This window comes from Acinetobacter equi (assembly GCF_001307195.1).
Taxonomy (GTDB): domain Bacteria; phylum Pseudomonadota; class Gammaproteobacteria; order Pseudomonadales; family Moraxellaceae; genus Acinetobacter; species Acinetobacter equi.
Genome location: NZ_CP012808.1, coordinates 651128 through 674816 on the forward strand (window position 1 = coordinate 651128; position 23689 = coordinate 674816).

General features: G+C 35.5%; 20 protein-coding genes. 8 read left to right on the top strand and 12 right to left on the bottom strand.

Annotated elements, in window-relative coordinates; all coding sequences use genetic code 11:
* Positions 1-11: 11 nt before the first annotated feature.
* Entirely contained in the window at positions 12-782 is a 771-nt protein-coding gene (locus AOY20_RS03085; protein ID WP_054580505.1) for a TorF family putative porin, read from the bottom strand.
* 522 nt (positions 783-1304) lie between these two features.
* On the opposite strand from AOY20_RS03085, the gene AOY20_RS03090 reads away from it, so the two are divergent.
* Complete coding sequence (locus AOY20_RS03090; RefSeq protein WP_054580506.1) at positions 1305-2612, top strand: OprD family outer membrane porin; 1308 nt, start codon at positions 1305-1307, stop codon at positions 2610-2612.
* Positions 2613-2700: 88 nt separating this feature from the next.
* Here AOY20_RS03090 and ppa read toward each other — a convergent pair whose 3' ends face one another.
* A complete protein-coding gene (ppa, locus tag AOY20_RS03095) occupies positions 2701-3237 on the bottom strand; it encodes an inorganic diphosphatase (RefSeq protein WP_005233448.1) in 537 nt (178 codons plus the stop codon).
* 118 nt (positions 3238-3355) lie between these two features.
* The gene (locus tag AOY20_RS03100) at positions 3356-3757 is read right to left on the bottom strand and encodes an MAPEG family protein (RefSeq protein WP_054580507.1); all 402 of its coding nucleotides are present in this window, start codon (positions 3755-3757) and stop codon (positions 3356-3358) included.
* A 111-nt stretch (positions 3758-3868) separates the two neighbouring features.
* Between AOY20_RS03100 and AOY20_RS03105 the strand changes: the two genes are divergently transcribed.
* Positions 3869-4249, top strand: coding sequence for a hypothetical protein (locus tag AOY20_RS03105; protein WP_054580508.1), 381 nt, complete (start codon positions 3869-3871; stop codon positions 4247-4249).
* A gap of 34 nt (positions 4250-4283) precedes the next feature.
* Here AOY20_RS03105 and AOY20_RS03110 read toward each other — a convergent pair whose 3' ends face one another.
* From AOY20_RS03110 to AOY20_RS03135, 6 genes are all read right to left on the bottom strand, one after another.
* A complete protein-coding gene (locus tag AOY20_RS03110) occupies positions 4284-5960 on the bottom strand; it encodes an AMP-binding protein (protein WP_054580509.1) in 1677 nt (558 codons plus the stop codon).
* Positions 5961-6107: 147 nt separating this feature from the next.
* Positions 6108-8327, bottom strand: a complete 2220-nt coding sequence (parC, locus tag AOY20_RS03115) for a DNA topoisomerase IV subunit A (protein ID WP_054580510.1) — start codon at positions 8325-8327, stop codon at positions 6108-6110.
* 163 nt (positions 8328-8490) lie between these two features.
* Positions 8491-9810: a niacin transporter NiaP gene (gene niaP / locus AOY20_RS03120; protein ID WP_054580511.1), complete on the bottom strand. Its 1320-nt coding sequence runs from the start codon at positions 9808-9810 to the stop codon at positions 8491-8493.
* A gap of 139 nt (positions 9811-9949) precedes the next feature.
* Complete coding sequence (locus AOY20_RS03125) at positions 9950-10594, bottom strand: trimeric intracellular cation channel family protein (RefSeq protein ID WP_054580512.1); 645 nt, start codon at positions 10592-10594, stop codon at positions 9950-9952.
* 61 nt (positions 10595-10655) lie between these two features.
* Positions 10656-11123, bottom strand: a complete 468-nt coding sequence (locus tag AOY20_RS03130) for a YchJ family protein (protein ID WP_054580513.1) — start codon at positions 11121-11123, stop codon at positions 10656-10658.
* A gap of 65 nt (positions 11124-11188) precedes the next feature.
* Entirely contained in the window at positions 11189-12775 is a 1587-nt protein-coding gene (locus tag AOY20_RS03135) for a TerC family protein (protein ID WP_054580514.1), read from the bottom strand.
* Between the two features lie 293 nt (positions 12776-13068).
* On the opposite strand from AOY20_RS03135, the gene AOY20_RS03140 reads away from it, so the two are divergent.
* A complete protein-coding gene (locus AOY20_RS03140) occupies positions 13069-13689 on the top strand; it encodes an LOG family protein (protein ID WP_054580515.1) in 621 nt (206 codons plus the stop codon).
* 64 nt (positions 13690-13753) lie between these two features.
* Here the strand turns inward: AOY20_RS03140 and AOY20_RS03145 are convergent, their stop codons facing one another.
* On the bottom strand, positions 13754-14728 hold the full coding sequence (locus AOY20_RS03145) for a hypothetical protein (RefSeq protein WP_054580516.1): 975 nt from the start codon (positions 14726-14728) through the stop codon (positions 13754-13756).
* Between the two features lie 265 nt (positions 14729-14993).
* Between AOY20_RS03145 and mdtD the strand changes: the two genes are divergently transcribed.
* From mdtD to AOY20_RS03170, 5 genes are all read left to right on the top strand, one after another.
* A complete protein-coding gene (gene mdtD, locus AOY20_RS03150) occupies positions 14994-16385 on the top strand; it encodes a multidrug transporter subunit MdtD (RefSeq protein WP_054580517.1) in 1392 nt (463 codons plus the stop codon).
* Positions 16386-16460: 75 nt separating this feature from the next.
* A complete protein-coding gene (locus AOY20_RS03155; protein WP_081403348.1) occupies positions 16461-17219 on the top strand; it encodes a glycoside hydrolase family 25 protein in 759 nt (252 codons plus the stop codon).
* Between the two features lie 120 nt (positions 17220-17339).
* Positions 17340-18395 (top strand): DNA polymerase IV, encoded by a 1056-nt coding sequence (gene dinB, locus AOY20_RS03160; RefSeq protein ID WP_054580518.1) that lies wholly within the window; start codon positions 17340-17342, stop codon positions 18393-18395.
* A gap of 270 nt (positions 18396-18665) precedes the next feature.
* Complete coding sequence (gene shiA, locus AOY20_RS03165; protein WP_417855676.1) at positions 18666-19976, top strand: shikimate transporter; 1311 nt, start codon at positions 18666-18668, stop codon at positions 19974-19976.
* 6 nt (positions 19977-19982) lie between these two features.
* On the top strand, positions 19983-20336 hold the full coding sequence (locus tag AOY20_RS03170; protein WP_054580519.1) for a RidA family protein: 354 nt from the start codon (positions 19983-19985) through the stop codon (positions 20334-20336).
* A 49-nt stretch (positions 20337-20385) separates the two neighbouring features.
* Here the strand turns inward: AOY20_RS03170 and AOY20_RS03175 are convergent, their stop codons facing one another.
* Both AOY20_RS03175 and AOY20_RS03180 read right to left on the bottom strand, forming a co-directional pair.
* Positions 20386-20916, bottom strand: a complete 531-nt coding sequence (locus tag AOY20_RS03175; RefSeq protein ID WP_054580520.1) for a DUF2726 domain-containing protein — start codon at positions 20914-20916, stop codon at positions 20386-20388.
* A gap of 276 nt (positions 20917-21192) precedes the next feature.
* Positions 21193-23580, bottom strand: coding sequence for a YgiQ family radical SAM protein (locus AOY20_RS03180; protein WP_054580521.1), 2388 nt, complete (start codon positions 23578-23580; stop codon positions 21193-21195).
* Positions 23581-23689 lie beyond the last annotated feature (109 nt).

Sequence of the window (23689 nt, forward strand, 5' to 3'; positions counted from 1 at the left end):
TTACTTAAAGTTTAAAAATCATATTTTATGCCGAAAATGACTTTATTTTTTAAAGTTGTATCATCGCGTAATTTACCACCAACAATATAATCCATAGAAACACTTGCACCTGTATCACCTAAAGGATGACTTAAACCAACTGTAAAGTGACGGAAAGCAAATTTCTTTTGCGTATCAAGTGTAATACCTTCGTATTCACCTTTATCACGATAGTAATATGCACCTAATGCCGTATTTAAAGTAAAGTCTTGAGGTAATGCATAACTATATGTTGCTAATAAATAAGTATCACCTTTATTACCCCACTCTACATCGCCTAATAATGTTTGTGTGGTAAAAGCAAAATCTTTGTAATTCACTCCAATTAAGGTTTCAGTTGTATTAACATCTGCATCTGATTGATAGTAATAATAATATGTTCCACCAATGGTATAACCAAAATCTTCAGTAATTGAACCGTTATAACCTAAATAAAAGTCATTTTCAAAAGCTTTACTACCCGTATAAGCTTCTTCTGCATAATCAAAATCTGTTAATGAATAACCTAATGTAGATCCCCAATAACCAATATAAAAGCCTGATGAATGGCTATAATCTAAGCCACCCTGAACAGCAGCATTATCATTTTCAGGCACTGCTGTATTTCCTCGTAAAATATATTCAGACACTACCCCAATATTACCCGAAATTGTATGATCAGATGCTTTCTCATTGGCAAAAGCAACGGTAGATAATAACGATGATGCAACAGTCAAACCTAAAGTATTTAAAGTGAATTTCATTATATAGTTCCCCCAGGATCGTTTTCTACACGATTATTTTTTGGTTAATTTGATCACTCATATAGCTCATAGCAATTGCTATGCCAATAATGTGAAATGCACTGTTTGTAGTGGGAACTTTTAAAAGATTTTATATATAGTTAAGTATTAAATTCACTGTATCTTGCCTATATAAAATATAGTTTATAAATGTGATATATGATCAATTAAAAATCTTTAATAACAGACGAAGTAAAAATAAAAAAATAAGGCTGTTTTATTTAAAATTGATCAAAATAAGTGCGGAAAATCGTAAAATAGCACCTATTTTGAACAGCTTAAATGCTTTCATTTAGCTAATATTTAAAATATGAAACATACCATATTGAATATCTCTCAATTTTTTTCGCTATACTTTAGTTTCAAATAACCAAATATATTGTAAAAAACATATATTTTTTAAGGATAATCTATACAATTATCTTTTTTTCCGCTGCTCGTAAGAAAAAAACCACTTATCATTTCATCTTTATGAGGCTCTCAATGATAAAAACTCAAAAAATTGCATTAGTTGCATTAATCAATGCAATATTTTCTACAGCCGTAATTGCTAGCGAACAAAGTGAAGCAAAAGGTTTTGTTGAAGATGCAACAGGATCTGTTTTATTCCGTACTGGCTTTATCGACCGTGACCGTAAAAATGGTGCTAATGACCTTAGATCATCTGCTCAAACAGCAATTTTTGATCTTCAATCAGGCTTTACACAAGGTACGATTGGTTTTGGTGTTGGTATTTTAGCTGATTGGTCTTTCAAACTGGGAAGAAATGACCATTCTGGTAACGAAATGATTCCTCGTGATGCCAATGGTAATCCACATGACCAATGGACACGTGGCGGTGCTAATGTTAAGGCTCGTATTTCAAATACAACTCTTACTTATGGTACTCAAGTTTTAGATATTCCTGTATTTGCTAGTAATACTGCTCGTTTAGTACCAGAATATTTTACTGGCGTTTTAGCAACAAGCCGTGAAATTGATAATTTAGAAGTGATTGCTGGTAAATTCACTAAAGACCAAATGTCAGATCAAATTTCAACAGATGGTAATGACTTAAAACGTGCGTATGTTTGGGGTGCAAAATATAAATTTAATGATGCACTGAGTGCTTCATATTACGGGTTAGACAATAAAGATAGATTGAACCGTAATTATATTAATGCAAATTATAAACAAACACTTGCTGATGATAGTTCATTAACTTATGACGTAAGTGGTTATTATACAAAGTGGGATCGTGCTGCAAATAAGGGGCTATATTCGTATATCGGCTCGGCTAATGATTCATACCATAATGCAATTTGGGCAATTTCAACCACTTATGCAACTGGTCCACATAGCATCATGCTAGCTTACCAACAAAATGATGGTAACGTTGGTTATGATTATGGGCAACATGCTGATGGTTACCAAAGTATTTACCTACCAAACTCATACTTATCTGACTTTGTCGGTAATAAAGAAAAATCTGCACAGATCCAATACAACTTAGATTTTGGTACATTTGGTGTTCCTGGTCTTAACTGGACTTCTGCATATGTTTATGGTTGGAATATCCATGCAAGTGCTGAGAATGCTACTAAAACTGGTCGTGTAGAAACTGATAATAATGCGAAAGAACATGAGTTCTTTAACCAAGTAAAATACACAATGCAAACTGGTGCAATGAAAGACGCAAGCTTACGCGTACGTTACTCTCATTACCGTGCTGACCAAGCTTATGAAAATACTTATATGCCAGACACTAATGAATGGCGTGTATTCCTTGATATTCCTGTGAAATTATTTTAATTAGCAGTATTTAAAGTCATAAAAAAACCTGCACATTGTGCAGGTTTTTTTAATTCCACCTTTCGGCTTCAATCATAACTTCAGCAAATTATTTGTTTGCTTCAGCATAAGCTGCAATTGAGCTCAATACTTCTTGTTTTGCAACATCAGCACCTTCCCAACCACTTAACTTAACCCATTTACCAGGTTCTAAGTCTTTATAGTGTTGGAAGAAATGTTCAATTTGGCTGATCAATAAAGGAGGAAGATCAGTATATTCTTGAACATCTTTATAAATTGGCGTTAATTTGTCGTGTGGAACAGCAACAAGTTTAGCGTCAACACCACCGTCATCTTCCATGTTCAATTTACCAACTGGGCGGCAACGAATTACTGAACCCGGTTCAACTGGATGTGGAGTTACAACTAATACGTCTAATGGATCACCATCAAGAGATAAAGTATTTGGTACATAACCATAGTTTGCTGGGTAGAACATTGCTGTACCCATGAAACGGTCTACGAATAATGCATCAGAATCTTTATCGATTTCGTATTTAATTGGTGCTGCATTTGCAGGAATTTCAATAATTACATAGATGTCATTTGGAGCATCTTTACCCGCAGGGATATTGCTGTAACTCATAGCATTACTCTTTAACTAAGTTAATTCGATTTCAACCATTCAAAAAATGGTGATCTAATTTTAGATAGCGTCGATTATACATCTGCAAAACAAAAATATGTATTTTCATCTCTCACTTTCATGAGGTAATTTTTATCACAATTAATAATAAACTGATTGGACAAAGCATAGATAAAAACCAAAGGATCGACCGTAAACTCGATAAATTTGCTAAATAGCAAAGACCGTACAATATTCTTAGGATGATATAAGCAGTACCAAAAAGTAAAATCCAAATTTGCGAAACAACCATATATTCTGCAATTAAAACAGCGGCAATAAATAATGGTAAACTTTCAAAGCTATTTTGTTGAGCTGCATTTGCTCGAGCAGCGAGACCCGTTGTTTTTGCCAAAAAATCACGTGGGTTCTGATTATCTGCTACCTTAAATCCACCTGCAATTTTTGCAATGATTGCAAATACATAAGGTAAAAGACACGCTGCCAAAATTAAATAAATGATTTCATTTATACCTTGCATTGAAGCCTTTCTCATCTAGCTTTTTTGTAGATGTATCATAGCATGGCATTTATTCAATAAATTTTGTTAAATATACTGTTTCAAGATTAAATCTATCAAGGGATCCATTTTATGGTCACACAAGATCAAAAAGAACTGTTCGACGTACTTGAAAAGCAAAAGCAACAGCAGCGTCAAATGGATCGTGTTTTAAAGATTGTTTTACCTGTTGTCGCTTTTTTATTAACGGTGATTTGTGCCAATCTTAATATATGGTCTACCGTTTTTACTTTTGTTGTTCTTTGGATTGCATTTTATGCAACAGCGATTAAGCGCTTACCTTTATGGCATTGGATTATTGCATTACTTGTATATTGCTTAATTGATAATATCTTAAGTTATGGTTCGTTCTACATTAATGGTTTTAATCGTCAATTTGGAACCATGTTTATTTTTTTAGGTATTTTTGCAATTGGTCGACCTTATTTTGATCGTTGGCTGATGAAAAAATAAAAAAGCGCCCTAAGGCGCTTTTTTAAACTCTAAATCATGCTGTTTTCCGTAAATCTTTACGTAAAATTTTACCCACATTCGACTTTGGTAACTCATCCATAAACTCAACATAACGCGGACGTTTATAACCAGTTAAATTTTCTTTAGCGAAAGCTAAAATTTCTTCAGTCGTTAAAGATGGATCTTTCTTCACAATAAATAATTTTGGAACTTCACCTGATTTTTCATCAGCAATACCAATTGCAGCTACTTCTAAAACCTTAGGATGTTTAGAAACAACTTCTTCAATTTCAGATGGATAAACATTAAATCCTGAAACTAAAATCATATCTTTTTTACGATCAACGATTTTAATATAACCACGCTCATCCATAACACCAATATCACCAGTACGGAAGAAACCATTTACCATAACTTTTTCAGTTTCATCAGGACGATTCCAATAACCACGCATCACTTGAGGACCACGAATTGAAATTTCACCTTGTTCACCTAAAGGAACTTCATTGCCATCATCATCTAAAATTGCAATTTCAGTCAGTGGTAGTGGAATACCAATTGTTCCTGTGAACTCTTCTGAAATTGGTGGATTGACTGCAGCAACTGGAGAGGTTTCAGATAAACCATAACCTTCAATAATGTTAGTACCAGTGACAGCTTTCCATGCAGCAGCAGTTGACGGTAGAACCGCCATACCACCACCCATCGCCATTTTTAATCGGCTATGATCAAGTTGTTTAAACTCTTCATTATTCACAAGCGCATTAAATAATGTATTGACTGCTGGGAAAAAAGTCGGTTGATACTTTCTTAATTCTTTAATCACAGCAGGTAAATCACGAGGGTTTGGAATCAATACATTCGCTTGCCCTTTGTACATGCCATATAAAGCACAAACCATAAATGCAAAAATATGATAAAGCGGTAATGCACAGAAGAAGCGATCATCAGGTGCACCATCTTGCTTACCAAATTTACTTTGGAAAATACCATCACATTGCAACATGTTCGCCACAAGATTTCGGTGAGTTAGCTCAGCACCCTTCGAAACACCTGTTGTTCCTCCTGTATATTGAAGTACAGCAGTATCGCTCAAAGTTAAGCTTGGGCGCTTATATTGATTTACATTTGCATTAGAAATAATCGCATTATATTTTTGATGACCTGGAATATTCCACGCTGGAATTTGTTTACGTACTGAGCGTAAAACAAAATTCACAATTGTACCTTTTAATGCACCAAGCATATCGCCGACAGAAGCAACAACAACATGCTTCACGGGAGTTTTACCAATAATCGTTTGATATACTGTCGCAAAGTTTTCAATAATAACCAAAACTTCTGCACCAGAATCATTTAACTGATGTTCAAGCTCACGTGCTGTATATAACGGGTTCACATTAACCAAAACCAAACCTGCACGGAAAACACCAATTGCAACCACAGGATATTGCAATACGTTTGGCATCATTACTGCAACACGCGAACCTTTAGGTAAACCTAAAGATTGTAAATACGTTGCAAATTTACGGCTTTCTTCTTCTAATTGACTATACGTAAGTACTTTATCCATAAAGATAAAAGCGTCACGTGAACCAAATTTTTGGAAATTACGCTCAAACACATCAATTAGAGATGTATTTTCAGCTGGAAGATCAACTGTTTCGGGAATACCAGTTTTTTGGTATTCAGCAAACCAAATTTTTTCCATAATGCCCAATTCTCCTATCTTTAATCCTTGATAATCCAACTGTTTCCGATAGTAAGCGCTCATTATTCAATTTATTGTGCTTAATATCGTTATCTTTCCTTAAAACACATTTCATATATAACGTATTTTAATTCAAAGATGCCAGTATTAATTTTGAATCAATAGTTTATTTGCTTTTTGATAACCCCGTGGTAAAAGCTGACCTTTTGAGCCTCTTTTTCCAACATATTTCAGGAGATCATCACCTTTTAGTTTTAGTTGTTGTTGCCCTGAAACAACTTGAATTATTTCATCTAAATTTAAAGTTGTCATGGCTACAATATTATCTTTGGTATCAAGTTGTATTAATTTATTCCCCTTACCTTTGTTTAAAGAAGGTAAATCTTCTAAATCAATCACTAATACTCGACCCGCTGAACTTAATACAGCAAGATGTGTGGCATTATTACGCTGAATTAAATTCATCACCTCTGCACCTTCAGGTAAGCTTAAGAATGCTTTCCCAGCTTTAGCATTGGTATCAAGCTGTTTTGCTTGCGTTTTAAAGCCATAACCTTTACTACTTGCAACAATAAACTCAGCGTCATCATCAGCAATAATCACTTGCTTAAAGCCTATACCATTTGCAGGAGAAAGTTTAGAACTCAACGGTTCACCTAATCCGCGTGCAGATGGTAAATTATTAATTGCAAGCGCATAACTACGACCTGCTTCATCTAAAATATAAACACGCTGATTTGATTTTCCTTGAGCATGACTCAAATACTTATCACCAGCACGATAATTTAGATTTTCAACATCGACTTCATGTCCTTTAGCAGAACGAATCCAACCAGCTTCAGACAATACAACGGTCACAGGATCTGCTGGTAGCATATCTTGTTCGTTAATTGCAGTTGCCTCTGCACGTAGGACAATCGGTGAACGTCGATCATCACCGAATTTTTTAGCGTCTTCTTTTAGCTCATCAATAATCAAAGATTTTAAAGACTCTGGATTTGCTAATTGTTCACGAATAATAGCAGCACGTGCTTCTAATTCTTCTTGTTCACGGCGCATTTCCATTTCTTCAAGTTTTGCCAAATGACGTAACTTTAATTCTAAAATGGCTTCAGCTTGAATTTCATCAATATTAAAACGTTGCATTAAAATCGGCTTAGGCTGATCTTCTTCACGAATAATTTGAATCACTTCATCAATATTTAAAAAGGCAATAATTAAACCTGTCAAAATATGTAAACGTTTTTCAATTTTATTCAAATGATATTGCAAACGACGTGTAACTGTATTTTTACGAATTTCGATCCATTCTAATAAAATACGACGAATAGACTTAACCTGAGGACGACCATCAGCGCCAATCATATTCATATTCACACGATAGCTAGATTCTAAATCAGTCGTTGCGAAAAGATGACTCATCACCGCTTCTGCATCAATTCGATTTGAACGAAGTACAATGACCAAACGTGTTGGATTTTTATGATCTGATTCATCACGTAAATCTGTAACCAATGGCAGTTTTTTTGCCTGCATTTGATCAGCAATTTGTGTAATGACTTTAGAACCTGAAACTTGATACGGTAGTTCAGTAATCACAATTTCATTTTTTTCAACCGTATAAACTGCACGCATACGGTAACTGCCACGCCCAGTCGATTGTATTTTTAATAACTCTGCTGCTGGCGTAATAATTTCAGCTTTGGTTGGTAAATCTGGACCTGGAATATATTCTGCAACTTTTTCATCGCTCAAGTCTGGCTTACGAATCAGTGCAATTGTTCCTTTTATCACTTCTTTTAAGTTGTGCGGAGGAATATCTGTTGCCATACCAACAGCAATACCTGTTGTACCATTCAATAAGATATTGGGTACACGTGCAGGTAAACTAACAGGCTCTTTGAGTGAACCATCAAAGTTATCTTGCCAATCACAAGTTCCTTGACCTAATTCAGACAATAATAAATCGCTATATGCTGAAAGTTTTGCTTCGGTATAACGCATTGCAGCAAATGATTTTGGATCATCAGGTGAACCCCAGTTACCTTGTCCTTCTACAAAAGGATAACGATAACTAAATGGCTGTGCCATAAGTACCATGGCTTCATAACAAGCAGAATCACCATGTGGATGATATTTACCTAAAACATCACCAACTGTACGTGCAGATTTTTTCGGTTTACCTGTTGGTTTAAGCCCCAATTCGCTCATGGCAAAGACAATACGTCGCTGTACTGGCTTAAGACCATCACTAATATGTGGTAATGCACGATCCATAATCACGTACATGGCGTAATTTAAATATGCTTGTTCGGTAAATTCTGCTACTGAACGGTTTTCTGTCGCATGATGCGCAAGGCTTGTCATAACAACTGTTAATCCTAAAATAGTATTTGTCTGTTTAAGTTCTTATGCTATGTCGCAGGTGCATCCTATACAAGCGTCGGATGTGACACTCTGCAACATTTTATGCTTTATGGCTTAAAATTATCCACTTTATCTAAAACATTCAACTAAAAAATCATCGGCTCTACATTCCAATCGATTCTAGTCGTCTGCCTTTGGTTTCTTCACCAAGAATTAAAATTACTGCTGCGACTGCTAAAAGTACAACGGTAAACATTAAAAATACATGGCTAAAACCATTTTCCATAACCATCATATGTGTCACGACTAATGGTGCTGCAATACCGCCAATTCGTCCAATTGCTGCTGCCCAACCAGAACCAAAAGCGCGAATATTGGTTGGATATTGTTCTGGTGTGTATGTATAAAGTACGCCCCATGCTCCCAAATTAAAGAAAGACATTAAGCATCCCCAAAAAACAATAAGAGCAACACTATCTGACTGTCCAAAGAAATATGCAGATACAGCACACATTGCAATAAAACCAGCTAAAGTAAACTTACGTCCCCATTTTTCAACCAACCATGCTGCAACAATATAGCCTGGTAATTGTGCCAAAATCATAACAAGTACATATTCAAAAGATTGAACAATGGTATAGCCTTCTTTGACTAAAAGACTCGGTAACCATGTAAAAATACCGTAATAAGAATATACAATTCCGAACCAAATAAGCCATAACATTAACGTTCTACGTACAAAAATGCCTGACCATAATTGTGTAAAAGAAATGCTTTGTTTTTCTGCTACGGGCTTAACTTCAAAAATTTCAATAACTTCAACACCACATTGAGCTTCAATTTTCTTCACCAATGCATGGGCTTCTTTAACTCTTCCACGATTAATTAAATATGGAATAGATTCTGGCACCATCTTCCAAATCACAATGGCATATAAAGCAGGTAATCCACCAATTAAAAAAGCGGTATGCCAATCAAACTTTGGAATCACGAAATAAGAAACTAATGCTGCAACTAACCAGCCTAATCCCCAAAAACTTTCAAGTAAGACAATAAAACGCCCTCGAACATGTGCTGGAATATATTCACTTACCAATGTAACTGCGACAGGAAGTTGACCACCCAACCCTAAACCGACAATAAAACGAAATACCAATAACCAAGTTAAATTTGGTGCAAAAGCACATGCTGCAGTTGCAATACTGTAAATAACCAAAGTTACAGCAAAAACTGTTTTTCGCCCAATACGATCTGCAAGACCACCAGACAAAACAGCACCTATTGCCATTCCTACAAAACCAATTGAAACGACCCAACCTTTTTCAGTTGGTGTCATTGCCCAATCTTCTGCCATTTTAGCTAAAATGAACGAGATTAACCCTGTATCCATTGCATCGAACATCCACCCCAGCCCGATAACCAATAACAAAGTGTAGTGAAATTTACCAATCGGTAAGCGTTGTATACGTGAGACTAAATCCATACCAAGAGCTCTGATTTTGTGAAAGGAGAATTGCTGCTTTCTCAACAGGATTGATTATTTTTTCTATTGTTATACTACGAATATGAAAAAGTGACCGTACCATTGGTCGATCACTTTTATACATAATTAATTTAAATCATTAAGACAAATCTTTTGAAGATGCAGATTGATCATCATCATCTTTATAAATAAATTTCGGCATTTCTAAACCAAAATAAATCGCAATCAAACGTAAAGTAAAACCAAAAATTAATGTCGCAATAACGGTTAATTCAAGCGATAAACCAATTTCAACACACACCCAATAACAAATGACGGCAACAAAGGAAATGCTGGCATACAGTTCACGGCGGAATACTAAAGGAACATCGTTACACAGAATATCTCGTAAAATACCACCTGACACTCCAGTTAATACACCAGCAACAGCGCAAACTACAAAACCATGCCCCATTTCCAATGCAATTTGGCACCCAATAATGGTAAACCCAATAAGACCTAAGGCATCTAATATTAAGAAAATATTGCGTAAATGACGCATCCATTTTGCAATAATAATGGTGATAAAAGCAGCACAGCACGTTAATACAAGATATTCAGGATGTTTTACCCAAGTCAATGGATAATGCCCTAACAATACATCACGTACTGACCCACCACCGAGTGCAGTCACGCATGCAATTAAGGTTACACCAAACCAATCCATACTTCGCCGACCAGCAGACAACGCGCCTGTCATAGCCTCGGCCGTAATTGCGATAATATAAATAACGGTAAGCAACATCGCCCTGATTCCGTATAGGGTTATTGATGGGCGTTATTCTAAGCTATTACGCACTAAAAAGTTACAAAAATTGTGCACAACATTGCTTAAATTTCTTAGAAGAACCACATAAACAAGGTTGTTTCATCGTAAAGGCTTGTTCTACAGTTGGATCTAAGAAATACCAAGTTTCATCAAACTTTACAAAGTATGAAATTTCATGATGTTCTTGTACTTTTTCACCATCATGGTAATGCGCCTTAAACTCTACGAGTGCATGATTTTTATCAACTTTTTCTTGTGTTTGTACGATTTCTAATTTTAACCATTGATTACTTTTACTCCATTCAGCAATTGCAGGAACATCTAAATATTGCTGTTGCTGTAAGGCTGTTGTTTTCACAATATAATCAATTTCTTGTAAAGCAAATGCACTATATCTTGAGCGCATAAGTTGCGTGGCACTCAGTACTTTTTGTTGACCTAAATGTAATGGCTGACAACAACTTGAATAATTACCTAATCCACAAGGACATTGCTGTTCTGACATTTAAAATTCCATAAAAAATAGCCCAATTATATGGGCTATTTTATCAAAGCAAATCAATAAAAAACTTAATGCTTTTGAGGTTTTTTCTCTTGAGGAAGAATATGAACTTTATCTATTTTGTGACCATCCATTGTGACTACTTCAAAGATATATCCATCAGCTTCACATTTTGCACCACTTTCAGGTAAACGCCCTAAGTGGAATAAAATATAGCCTGATAATGTTGAATATTGTTCAGATTCATCAACCAAGTCACATCCTAATAATAATGAAACATGACGAATATCCGTTGAACCTTCAAGCATTAATGTTCCATCATCTAAGCTTTCTGCTGCGGTATCTGTTTCATCTTCATCTGGGAATTCACCAGCAATGGCTTCAAGTACATCAATTGGTGTTGCGATCCCTTCAATAGAACCATATTCATTTAAAACAATCGCAATTTGCAATGGTGCCTGACGTAATTGTTCTACCACCATTAAAACTTGTGCATTTTCATGAACAATAACAGGTTCTCGTAAATGTTCCGCAAAGTTTAATTTACCTGTTTCAATATACTCATTCATAATTTTATGAGTCGGTACAACACCTGCCAAATTATCTAATTCACCATGTGCAACGATTAAACGTGAATGCGTCATACTCAAGAGTTTTTCTTTAATTTCCTCTTCAGATTCGTCTAAATCAATCCATTCAAGTTCTGGTCGTGGTGTCATCACAGATTTTACAGGTCGCTCAGATAAACCGAGTACACCTTGTACCATCACACTATGATAAACCCCATTTTCCTCATCAAAGACTTCATCCGCAAATGCACGTGTTGCCAATACATCTTCATGATTGTCATTATTCGATTCATTACTTGCACTTTTCCCCCCTAACATACGCATAACGGCAGATGCAGTACGGTAACGTAAGTCAGTGGTTGTGACCATTTTCTCTTGGTTACGGCGCATTGTTTGATTTAAGAATTCAATCAATACCGAGAAACCAATGGCTGCATATAAATAACCTTTAGGAATATGGTAACCAAAACCTTCTACAAGCAATGAGAAACCAATCATCATTAAGAAACAGAGACATAAAATCACTACTGTCGGATGACGGTTTACAAAATCCATCAATGGTTTAGAAGCCCAAAGCATAATACCAACAGCAATAATGACCGCAATCATCATCACTGATAGGTCTTTCACCATACCAACCGCAGTAATAACACTGTCTAAAGAGAACACCGCATCAAGTACAACAATTTGAATAATCACCATCCAAAATGTTGCGTGTACAGGATTTTCTTCTTTATGCGCTGCAACGCCTTCTAAACGTTCACGTAATTCCATCGTTCCTTTAAAGAGTAAGAAAACCCCACCAAATAAAAGAATAAGATCACGTCCTGAAAATGGGTGACCAAAAATATGGAAAAGTGGCGTAGTTAAAGTGACGACCCATGCAATAGATGCAAGTAAAACTAAGCGCATACCTAAAGCAAATAATAAGCCGACAATACGTGCTTTATTTCTTTGTTCAGGAGGAAGTTTTTCTGCCAAAATTGCAATGAAAACAAGGTTATCAATACCTAGAACAATTTCTAGAATAACCAATGTTAATAAACCGACCCATGCAGCAGGATCAGACATCCACTCGAAGATCATGATGCGTTAATCTCCTGAGCTATAACGAGGCATGTAAAAAAAGGAAGAAAATCATTTATATGATTATTTCTAAAATATGAAATTTTATTTATTTCAATGGTTTGAATTTTGTTGGAGCACCAACTATCACTACCCATGTCAAATCTATTGTTGTGAAACACTGTTTCAGTATAAAAAAGATTTTTATCTTTATCATCTCTTTTTATTGATTATTATCTCATCACCATCAAATTGTCATATTTTTTGCATATGCTAGAGTCAAAATAAGGAAAGTGATAAGGTGAAGAAACAGAATGAATTGTATATTAGAAATGACAGAAGATATTACAAATCCACCACCTAAAACTACTCAAACTTTAATTGCACTTTATTGTGGTTCCCGATCGGGGAATAACCCAGTCTATCAAGAAAAAGCAATTGCACTTGCGAAGGGCTTAGCAAATCATGGTTTTGGTTTAGTTTATGGTGGTGCAAGTATTGGCTTAATGGGGCAAGTTGCCGATACCGTTGTACAGCACGGCGGAGAAGCTATTGGTGTTATTCCTGAATTTATGCTGGATTATGAAATTGCTCATCATAATTTAACAGAATTACATATTGTAAAAACCATGCATGAACGTAAAGCCTTGATGGCAGAACGTGCATCAGCATTTATTGCCTTACCTGGTGGATTAGGTACATTTGAAGAAATTTTAGAAGTTGCAACATGGGGGCAACTCAATCAACATCAAAAACCGATGATGATTTATAACGTTAATGGCTTTTATAACCCCTTAATTCAGCAATTAGATCATGCAGTTACAGAAGGTTTCTTACCACCACAACACCGTGCAAAACTTATTGTTTGTAACTCATCTCAACAAATTTTTAATGCATTACAAAATCTAGATTGTCCAAAACAAGTCATCATTTGATCAATCTGCACGACATAAAAAAGCGAGCCTATAAGCTCGCTTTTTCTTTTAAACCATTAGAACATCATTTGCCCCAATGGGTTACAAAATCATAAAATGCAGGTAATGTTGTTGCTAAAATAATAGACATTGCTAGACCAAACATTAACTTCATAGCATCTTTACTTACATTGCGCGAAGTTCGGTGTTTGTTCACTTCATTCAACATCATTGACATTGCAAACTCACGTCCTGCTAATAAACCTAAGAATACCCATGTCGTACTCATTGGAATATTACTCCACTCTTTAAAGATAAGTAGAATGAATGCATAAATAAAGTCAATAATCGTCGCTGAACGAATATCTGTAACACCTGTTTTTGTATCAATAATTTTCTGAATTGCACCGCCACGCTGATATAAAATAACACCAAGCAATACAATAAAAACTAAAATAGCAAAGATAAGAAATTCAAATGGAACTTGACGCGGAACATAAACAAAAATATTCGCTAAATCTTGAATTAACCATTGACTCCAAAGGAAAGCAGTCGAAATCCACTGTAATGCAATCCAAATTTGAGCAGGTTCTTTATCTCTCGTTTTAGCAAAATATTGAGCAACTTTTTTAATGACAAAGCGATAAACAATAATCGCAACAATGAAGGCTACAGCATAACCCATCATTGATTTAATCATCATCGAGCCAAGGCTCGCGGGAGAGAAAATGGTCAGTACTAAAAATGTTGTACTAACTGGAATACCATATTTAGTTAATAAAATAAGCAAAATAGGTGGAATAATATACAACCATGTAATACCACCTTCAGGGAAAGGAATTGTTTCCAATCGACCGTAAGATGCATCACCAACACCTGAAGCCCACCATCCATATAACAAAACAACGGCTAGAATAGTGCTAATATATATCCACAAAATCCACCATGGTCGGTGTGCATTAGATGAAATAAATGTTCCTAAGGTTTGAGGAACATCATTTCCAACGATTGAATATGCAGCTAAACAAAAGCCTACTACCATCAAAATTTCAATTGTCATATTGATTTGAACCTTTGCAAAGCAAGAACCACTCAGGCTGGCTAAAATTGGATTAAGAATATGACAGTATTATTTCATTCTTATGACATTTATACGAAGCATATTTATCACTTTTTTTATTTAATGCGAATTATCTTTAAGTATCTTCACAAATTCTCTACGTTTTTTATTTTAAAGACATTTTTATTCGTTATATAAAGAATATTACCAATTTCTATCTTGAAAAATGGTATATAACCAAATCTAGAAAGTTCCTCGATTGCCTATGAATACAACAGCCGAACATCAGCCATTACAACCTGAATTTAGATTACTTGTGCTTTTAGTCTCTATTGGCTTTTTTATGCAGGGGCTTGATAGCTCTATCGTAAATACTGCCCTCCCTGCTATGGCAAAAGATCTAAATGAAAATCCACTGGAAATGCATAGTGTAATCGTAGCTTATGTTTTAGCGATGGCAGCCTGTATACCACTGAGTGGATGGTTAGCCGATCGTTTTGGTGCTCGTAATACTTACTTTATGGCAATTGTGATTTTCACTTTGGCATCTCTAGGCTGTGGAATGTCAACCAGTGTAAATGAGCTCTTGGTTTATCGTGTAATTCAAGGCATTGGTGGAGCATTACTTCTCCCCGTTGGTCGTTTAGCAATGCTTAAAATCATTCCAAGATCTCAATTTCTTGCTGCAATGAGCTTAATGAGCCTTGCTGGTCTAATCGGTCCAATGATTGGTCCTACACTTGGTGGTTGGATTGTTGAAGTCACCACATGGCATTGGATCTTTCTCATTAATATTCCAATGGGAATATTAGGTGTATTTATGACCATTAAAGCGATGCCAAACATCACTGAGCCAACTGTTCGACTATTTGATTTTAAGGGTTTTATTCTGCTTATCATTGGAATGATCGGATTATCGTTAGGTGTCGAAAATTTTTCAGATCCACGCTATTCTTACTGGTCATGCATTCTATTAATTGTCATTGGAATTGGTAGTTCTTTGCTTTATGCATTGCATGCTCATACACATGAAAATGCTCTTTTCCGTAGTCGATTATTTACCAATAAAATTTATGCTATAGGTATTTTAGGTAATTTTTTTGCTCGCTTAGGTGGCAATTCCATGCCATTTATTTTGCCACTTATGCTACAAGTTGCTTTTGGTTTTTCGCCCTTAGTGACAGGAATTTTAATGATTCCGACCATTATCGGCTCACTAATATCAAAACCAATTATTCGTCCAATTATTCAAAAATTTGGCTATCGCAATGTACTTTTAATTAATACATTGTTAGTTGGTATTTGTATTGCAAGTTTTGCATTCAGCACAGCAGAAGTCCCAATATGGCTTAGAACAATCCACTTCCTCATTTTTGGTATTTTAAACTCTATTCAATTTGTCGCAATGAATACCCTAACTTTAAAAGATTTGCCTCAACAAGATGCAAGTAGTGGAAATAGCTTCTTATCTATGATTATGATGCTTTCTATGAGTATTGGCGTAGCCTTAGCTGGAACGTTGGTCAATATCTTTGAAGATCATTTTGGTGCAGCACAAGTTACAACAGCATTTCATGCAACTCTAATTTGCTTAGGTTTAATTAATATTATTACCGCCCTTATTTTTTGGAATATTCCAAAAGAAACTAAAGACTGATTTTAATAAAATCAAAATAGTGTATAGACCTGAATCAGCGTATGATCTATTTCGATAGATCATACAGTCAAAATTATGACAAAACCTAAACTACGCAGACTTTCAAAAACCTTTTGGGGCTCTTTGTTCGGATTAAGTAGCCTTATTATTGCATTGTGCCTCTATCTTTTTATTTATCCTCAAAATACCTTAGCTAATGAATATACCATTTATGGTTTTGATGTATCACATCATCAAGGTGATATTCAATGGAATAAAATCTCACCAACACGCTATAAATTCGTTTACTTAAAAGCAACTGAAGGTGGTGATTTTAAAGATCGTAAATTTTCAGACAACTGGCTACAAGCTCGAGAAAATGGCTTTTTAGTCGGTGCTTATCATTTTTATCGTCTCTGCAAAGATGGTCGTATTCAAGCGAATAATTTTATTGAAACTGTTCCAAAAAAAGAAAATGCTCTCCCGCCTGTCATTGATTTAGAATATGACAGCAATTGTATTAATACTTTTACCAAAGAACAGCTATTACAAGAAATTCAAATCATGCATGATAAATTGTATGAACATTACGAAAAACAACCCATTTTTTATATTTCAAAATCTTTTTATAACATTGTCTTAGCAGACAATTTTAAACAAACACCACTTTGGGTGAGAGAATACCAAGGTAAACCAAATCTGAAAAATGATCCATCTTGGTTATTTTGGCAGCATACTAATAAAGGCAAAATTTTAGGTATAAAAAAAACGGTCGACTTAAATGTCTTTAATGGTGATGAAAAAGATTGGGGGGAATTTCTAAAGCAAAACAAAATTTCACAAGCATCTCCATAGCCTTTTATCATCTATATATACAAAAATAAATGACAAGCTATGTCGCGATCTATTCGCTCTTAACTTCTCAGCCGTTATATAACATGAGATACTGATTTAAATTTAAGCACTTTTACATTTATGAGAAAAATCATTCATATTGATATGGATGCTTTTTATGCGTCTGTTGAACTACGTGATCGACCCGATTTAATCGGTTTACCTGTTGTGATTTCATCACATCATCCTCGTGCAGTTATAGCCGCAGCCTCTTATCCTGCTCGTGAGTTTGGACTACGTTCTGCTATGCCCATGAGCCAAGCAAAAAAGCGCTGTCCTCAGGTCATTGTGATTGAGCCTAATTTTGAAAAATATCGTGCTGTTTCAGCACAAATTCATCATATTTTTAAACAATATACTCATTTAATAGAACCTCTTTCATTAGATGAGGCTTACTTAGATGTCACTGAAAACTTAAAAAATATTCCCAGCGCAACTGAAGTTGCTCAATGTATCCGCTCAGATATTTTTAAAACTACAGGGCTGACATCTTCTGCAGGTGTTGCGCCAAATAAGTTTCTTGCAAAGATCGCATCAGACTGGCACAAACCAAATGGTATTTGTGTCATAAAACCGTCCCAAGTACAAAATTTTATTCAACAATTACCATTAAAAAAAATCCCAGGTGTAGGCAGAGTCACTTATGAAAAGTTAAAAAATATGCAATTAGAAACTTTAGGTGATTTACAAAAAATTGAAGAAGCTTTTTTAATTCAAAACTTTGGTAAATATGGTCAACAGCTTTATTTATATGCGCAAGGAATCGATAATAGAGCTGTTGAAGGACACAGAGAGCGTCAACAAATTTCAAAAGAAACTACATTTGATGATGATTTTACATTAGAACAATGCCTGCCTTATTGGTCTAAACTCATTGACCAAGTTTGGGAAAGCCTTGAAAAAAAACAACTCTTTGCACGTGGCGTCTCAGCCAAATTAAAACTGAAAAATTTTCAAGTTTTACAACATAGTAAAAGTTTTAAACATCCTTTATCAAACAAAGTAGAACTCGAAAAAGTACTCTATATTCTTTTAAGTGAAATGCATATTCCAGCAACAGATCAATTTAGATTGGTTGGGGTCGGTTTATATCAACTATCAAATGAAGTACAGCCACAACTTTCTTTATGGGATTAATATTATGATTTTTAATAAAAAACATAAGATTTAGTAAAATAAAATTCATATATAATTGTTTATTTTTAACACAAATAAATAAAAAATTATCATCTCACTATTCACAATCATTATTTTTAGAGTAATCTATCTGCGCGATGCATTATCCATGTATGCGCTGAGATGCTGAAAATCACCTTTACTTTCAGCATATTGTCCTGTGATTTAAGTGACGATCAAATCCAAAAATTATGGGACAACTCTGTTGTCAATCATGGAACCTTCCTTTGCATGTCTACTGCGAATATCTCTTCTTCAAATTTAAATCCAAATTCAGAACAACGTGCACGTAAAGCTGCTTTAAGTAGTTTTGTTGGTGCTGTCGTCGATTGGTACGATTTTTTACTTTATGGCATTGTTGCTGCTCTGATCTTCAAAGATCAATTTTTTCCAAGTATTGGCGACAATATGGGCACTTTAGCTGCACTTGCAACGTTTGGTGTTGGCTTTTTATTTCGTCCTTTAGGCGGTGTCGTTTTTGGACATTATGGCGATAAACTTGGTCGCAAAAAAATGCTCGTCATAACCGTCATTATGATGGGCTTAGCAACTGTTGGTATTGGATTTCTACCAAATTTTGAAACCATTGGATGGTGGGCTCCCATTCTTTTAGTCACACTAAGAGCTTTACAAGGCTTTGCCGTTGGTGGTGAATGGGGTGGTGCTGCATTAATGGCTGTAGAAAATGCACCTGAAGGTAAGAAAGCTTTTTATAGCAGTGGGGTACAGGTTGGTTTTGGTGTTGGCTTAGTGCTATCAACTGGAGCTGTTTCTCTCATCATCCATTTCTTAGGTGAAGTAGCATTTGCTGAATGGGCATGGCGCATACCATTTATTGCAAGTATTGTATTAGTTGCAATTGCAATGTGGATTCGTCATGGGCAAGATGAATCTCAAGAATTCATTGAAAAAGTAGTTAAAGCAGACCAAAAACCTAAAAAACTCCCAATTTTACAAGCCATCACAAAACATCCTAAAGCCTTCTTCTATATTATCGCGATTCGTTTTGCTGAACTCTTAACTATGTATTTGGTGACTAATTTTGCGATTAGTTATTCCACAAATAATTTAGGCATGGATAAGCAATTCTTTCTTAATATTACTCTCCTAGTTGGTGCTGTAAGTTGCTTTAGTATTCCACTATTTGCTTGGATTGCAGACCGTTTTGATCATCAAAAAATGTGTATCATTGGTGGATTAATCGGTGCCGTATGTGCCTTTCCATTTTTTATGGCACTCGATGCAAAAAATACATGGATGATTATTTTATTTGCTATTTTATTAGCAAATGTCGCACATGACATGGTTGTAAGCGTACAACAACCTATTTTCACCTCATTGTTTGGTACAGAATACCGATATAGTGGTGCTGGTGTTGGCTATCAAGTTGCGAGTATTATTGGTGGTGGATTTACCCCATTTATTGCAGCATCCTTAGTCATCTGGGGAAATGGTTCATGGCACTATGTTGCGATTTACCTTGCAGTAGGTTGCTTACTCACAACAATTGCGGCTGCATTTATGCCTAAACATCAGGATTAATTTTATATGGCTGTCAAACGCTTGCATGTACAAAAACGCTTTTCTGAAATTGCTATTGCTGGAAATTTAGTACACTTAGCTGGGCAATTAGCTTCGGATTTAAGTTTAGACATTAAAGGTCAAACACAACAAACATTAGATTATATCGACCAGTTTTTAGCAGATGCTGGCACAGATAAAAGCAATATTCTTTCTGTCATGATTTTTATTAAAGATATTGAAAATGACTATGATGCGATGAATGAAGTCTGGGATGCTTGGGTTTCAGATATCGAAGCATTGCCAAGAACATGTGTTGAAGCAAAAATGTATAAGCCGAACGTATTGGTTGAAATGACAGTTGTTGCTGTAAAACCTTAAATATTATCTGACATCAAAAAAAGCATGCAACCACATGCTTTTTTAACCTCTATAAAACAATTTTAACTGTTGGAATCTGTCCAAGAAATTCTAGTTTTTTATACTGCTGATCTACTGAGGTCAATTTTCTCGGAGTAAATTGAGCTAATCCTGATATTAAATCATCTAATTCTGGCAATATTTTATAGTGTAATACTTTATAGCCAGCAGACTTTAAAATCTCTTCCTCATATCTGACTTCCCTTACCCGCTTTGTCGTTAATACTGTATCCAAATTAATAATAACCATCACATGATAATTCACATCTAAAACTACAAAATCAGCAATCATTGTTTTATACTTTTCTCGTGTATGAGCGAACTTTGTCGTTAATAAGGAATCATAAGATACATGAGCTAGAATCGAACAATGTGGTAATAATTGTTTCAAGCGTATAAAAGTAAGTTGATGCTGTGTCTTGAATATCGCACGCTGTTTCAAAATACTATCTTGAAGCGAATGTTTTACTCTCAATCCTTTAATGGCAACGATTAAACCCACCACAAGTAACAGAATTCCGCACAAAATATAAATTAGCATTGATTCATCCCTTTCTTTTATTTATATCCATTTTTAAGTTATTTTTACTTTTTAATCCCTCCAAAATTAATTAAAAATAAACCTATTTCTTATGATTCAAATGAAATATTAAAATCTATTGTTATCTATGTATTCAGCCTAAATTAAACACAAATACACCATTTAATGTATATGACTTGAGTATAAATGAGCAATAGTTAAAAGAAGAATTACTTGATATTTATTGTAAACAAAAGAGGAAGATCACATGATCTTCCTCTTTTTATATAAGATTATTTAAGCACGTGATTTCGATTTTCCTTTTGGCTTTGGACCACCAAAAGGTTTCTTCGCATCACCTGTTTCACGTGGTGGTAAACCTGTATGTTGCGTCAAAATTTGACCACGTTCAGGGCGCTTTTTAGTATTTGATGAACGTGATTGAACACTCTTATCACTATTACGTTTTGCTGAATCGCCCGCAACAGTTGAATTTTTCTTACGTGCAGATTGATACTGCCCTTCACCACCTGCAGGTTGATAAGTCGGAATCAAATGCTGCTTTGAATTACCAATCAAATCCTGACGCCCCATTTCTTTTAAAGCTTCACGTAATAACGGCCAGTTATTTGGATCATGATAACGTAAGAATGCTTTATGTAAACGACGACGTTTTTCACCTTTTACAATATCGACATTTTCAGTATAGCGAGCCACTTTAGCAAGTGGATTCTTACCTGTGTAATACATCGTTGTTGCTGTTGCCATTGGTGATGGATAGAAAGTTTGTACTTGATCAGCACGGAAACCATTCTTCTTCAACCAAATTGCAAGGTTCATCATATCGTAATCAGTGGTACCTGGATGTGCTGCAATAAAATAAGGAATTAAATACTGTTCCTTACCAGCTTCCTTACTGAAACGATCAAACATTTGTTTGAAGCGATCATAAGTCCCAATACCCGGCTTCATCATTTTATTGAGTGGACCTTTTTCGGTATGCTCTGGTGCAATTTTTAAGTAACCACCAACGTGATGAGTTACAAGCTCTTTGACATATTCAGGATTCAATACCGCGAGGTCATAACGTAGACCTGAACCAATGAGAATCTTCTTAATACCTTTAATTGCACGTGCTTTACGATATAACTGTGTCAATGGTGCATGATCTGTATGTAGGTTTTGACATACCCCTGGGAATACACATGATGGCTTACGACAGTTCTTTTCAATTTCAGGATCTTTACATGCCAAACGATACATGTTGGCAGTCGGGCCACCTAAATCTGAAATGATGCCTGTAAAACCTGGTGCTGTATCACGAATATTTTCAACTTCACGTAAAATTGATTCTTCAGAACGGTTTTGAATAATACGACCTTCATGTTCTGTAATTGAACAGAATGTACATCCACCAAAACAACCACGCATGATATTGACAGAGAACTTAATCATATCAAATGCAGGGAATCTCGCATCGCCATACATTGGATGTGGTAAACGTGCATAAGGTAAATCAAATACGTAATCCATTTCTTCCGTTGTTAGCGGAATTGGTGGTGGATTAATCCAAACATCACGTTCACCATGCTTTTGTACTAAAGCACGTGCATTTCCAGGATTCGTTTCTAAATGCAAAATACGGTTTGCATGTGCATAAAGAACAGGATCATCTGTTACTTCTTCAAAAGAAGGTAGACGAATAACTGCTAATTCACGTGGTGGTAATTTATGTTTAATCGCTTTTGATGCAGATTTTAATTGAACAATTTGAGTATCTTCATCCAAATCATCGCCAGCGCGTACAATTGGATTTGCAACAATCTCTTTTTGGAAATTTTGATACTGACTTGTTGTGGTGTTATCTTTTTCAATTTCACAACCATCAATATCTTCAGTCATTACATATGGGTTGATAATTGGATCAACACGACCGATGGTATCTACATCATTAGATGCAATCTCAACAAATTGAGCTTTTGCTGCACGATTGTTTTTATTTACAATAAATGCAGTACCACGAACATCTGTGATATCTACAATTTTTTCGCCACGTGCTAAACGGTGCATAATCTCAATGATTGAGCGTTCACCGTTACCATACATCAAAAGATCGGCTTTAGAATCCATTAAGACTGAGCGACGAACTTTATCTGACCAATAGTCATAATGTGCAATACGACGAAGTGAAGCTTCAATACCACCTAATAAAACAGGAACATCTGGATAGGCTTCACGTACACGTTGGCAATATACTGTAGCTGCACGGTCTGGACGTTTATTTGGAACATTATCTGGTGAATAAGCATCATCAGAACGAATTTTACGATCTGCCGTATAACGATTAATCATTGAATCCATATTACCTGCGGTTACACCCCAAGCAATATTTGGTTTTCCTAAAACACGGAATGATTCAACATTTGTCCAATCCGGTTGAGGAATAATTCCTACACGAAAACCTTGCGCCTCAACAACTCGACCAATGATACCTGAAACAAAAGATGGATGATCGATATACGCATCACCACAGACTAAAATGAAATCACAACTGTCCCAACCAAGTTGATCCATTTCCTCCCGTGATGTCGGCAAAAATGGTGCGGGTTCAAAACATGACGCCCAATATTTGTCGTAATCAAACAACGCCTTCGGCGCAGTCTGAGCGGTATAAGCAGTAGACATGGCTAGCAATTCTCGGCTGGCAAGTGGAAGATCAGAAAAGATCAAAAAGATGAGAGCTGATCATTTTACCATGAATTCAACTCACTTTGCTTGATTATAATTTACACAA

Bases quoted from the DNA above. Each gene is read 5' to 3' on its own strand.
- AOY20_RS03085 (WP_054580505.1), bottom strand. From the start codon at position 782: ATGAAATTCACTTTAAATACTTTAGGTTTGACTGTTGCATCATCGTTA.
- AOY20_RS03090 (WP_054580506.1), top strand. From the start codon at position 1,305: ATGATAAAAACTCAAAAAATTGCATTAGTTGCATTAATCAATGCAATA.
- ppa (WP_005233448.1), bottom strand. From the start codon at position 3,237: ATGAGTTACAGCAATATCCCTGCGGGTAAAGATGCTCCAAATGACATC.
- AOY20_RS03100 (WP_054580507.1), bottom strand. From the start codon at position 3,757: ATGCAAGGTATAAATGAAATCATTTATTTAATTTTGGCAGCGTGTCTT.
- AOY20_RS03105 (WP_054580508.1), top strand. From the start codon at position 3,869: ATGGTCACACAAGATCAAAAAGAACTGTTCGACGTACTTGAAAAGCAA.
- AOY20_RS03110 (WP_054580509.1), bottom strand. From the start codon at position 5,960: ATGGAAAAAATTTGGTTTGCTGAATACCAAAAAACTGGTATTCCCGAA.
- parC (WP_054580510.1), bottom strand. From the start codon at position 8,327: ATGACAAGCCTTGCGCATCATGCGACAGAAAACCGTTCAGTAGCAGAA.
- niaP (WP_054580511.1), bottom strand. From the start codon at position 9,810: ATGGATTTAGTCTCACGTATACAACGCTTACCGATTGGTAAATTTCAC.
- AOY20_RS03125 (WP_054580512.1), bottom strand. From the start codon at position 10,594: ATGTTGCTTACCGTTATTTATATTATCGCAATTACGGCCGAGGCTATG.
- AOY20_RS03130 (WP_054580513.1), bottom strand. From the start codon at position 11,123: ATGTCAGAACAGCAATGTCCTTGTGGATTAGGTAATTATTCAAGTTGT.
- AOY20_RS03135 (WP_054580514.1), bottom strand. From the start codon at position 12,775: ATGATCTTCGAGTGGATGTCTGATCCTGCTGCATGGGTCGGTTTATTA.
- AOY20_RS03140 (WP_054580515.1), top strand. From the start codon at position 13,069: ATGAATTGTATATTAGAAATGACAGAAGATATTACAAATCCACCACCT.
- AOY20_RS03145 (WP_054580516.1), bottom strand. From the start codon at position 14,728: ATGACAATTGAAATTTTGATGGTAGTAGGCTTTTGTTTAGCTGCATAT.
- mdtD (WP_054580517.1), top strand. From the start codon at position 14,994: ATGAATACAACAGCCGAACATCAGCCATTACAACCTGAATTTAGATTA.
- AOY20_RS03155 (WP_081403348.1), top strand. From the start codon at position 16,461: ATGACAAAACCTAAACTACGCAGACTTTCAAAAACCTTTTGGGGCTCT.
- dinB (WP_054580518.1), top strand. From the start codon at position 17,340: ATGAGAAAAATCATTCATATTGATATGGATGCTTTTTATGCGTCTGTT.
- shiA (WP_417855676.1), top strand. From the start codon at position 18,666: ATGTCTACTGCGAATATCTCTTCTTCAAATTTAAATCCAAATTCAGAA.
- AOY20_RS03170 (WP_054580519.1), top strand. From the start codon at position 19,983: ATGGCTGTCAAACGCTTGCATGTACAAAAACGCTTTTCTGAAATTGCT.
- AOY20_RS03175 (WP_054580520.1), bottom strand. From the start codon at position 20,916: ATGCTAATTTATATTTTGTGCGGAATTCTGTTACTTGTGGTGGGTTTA.
- AOY20_RS03180 (WP_054580521.1), bottom strand. From the start codon at position 23,580: ATGTCTACTGCTTATACCGCTCAGACTGCGCCGAAGGCGTTGTTTGAT.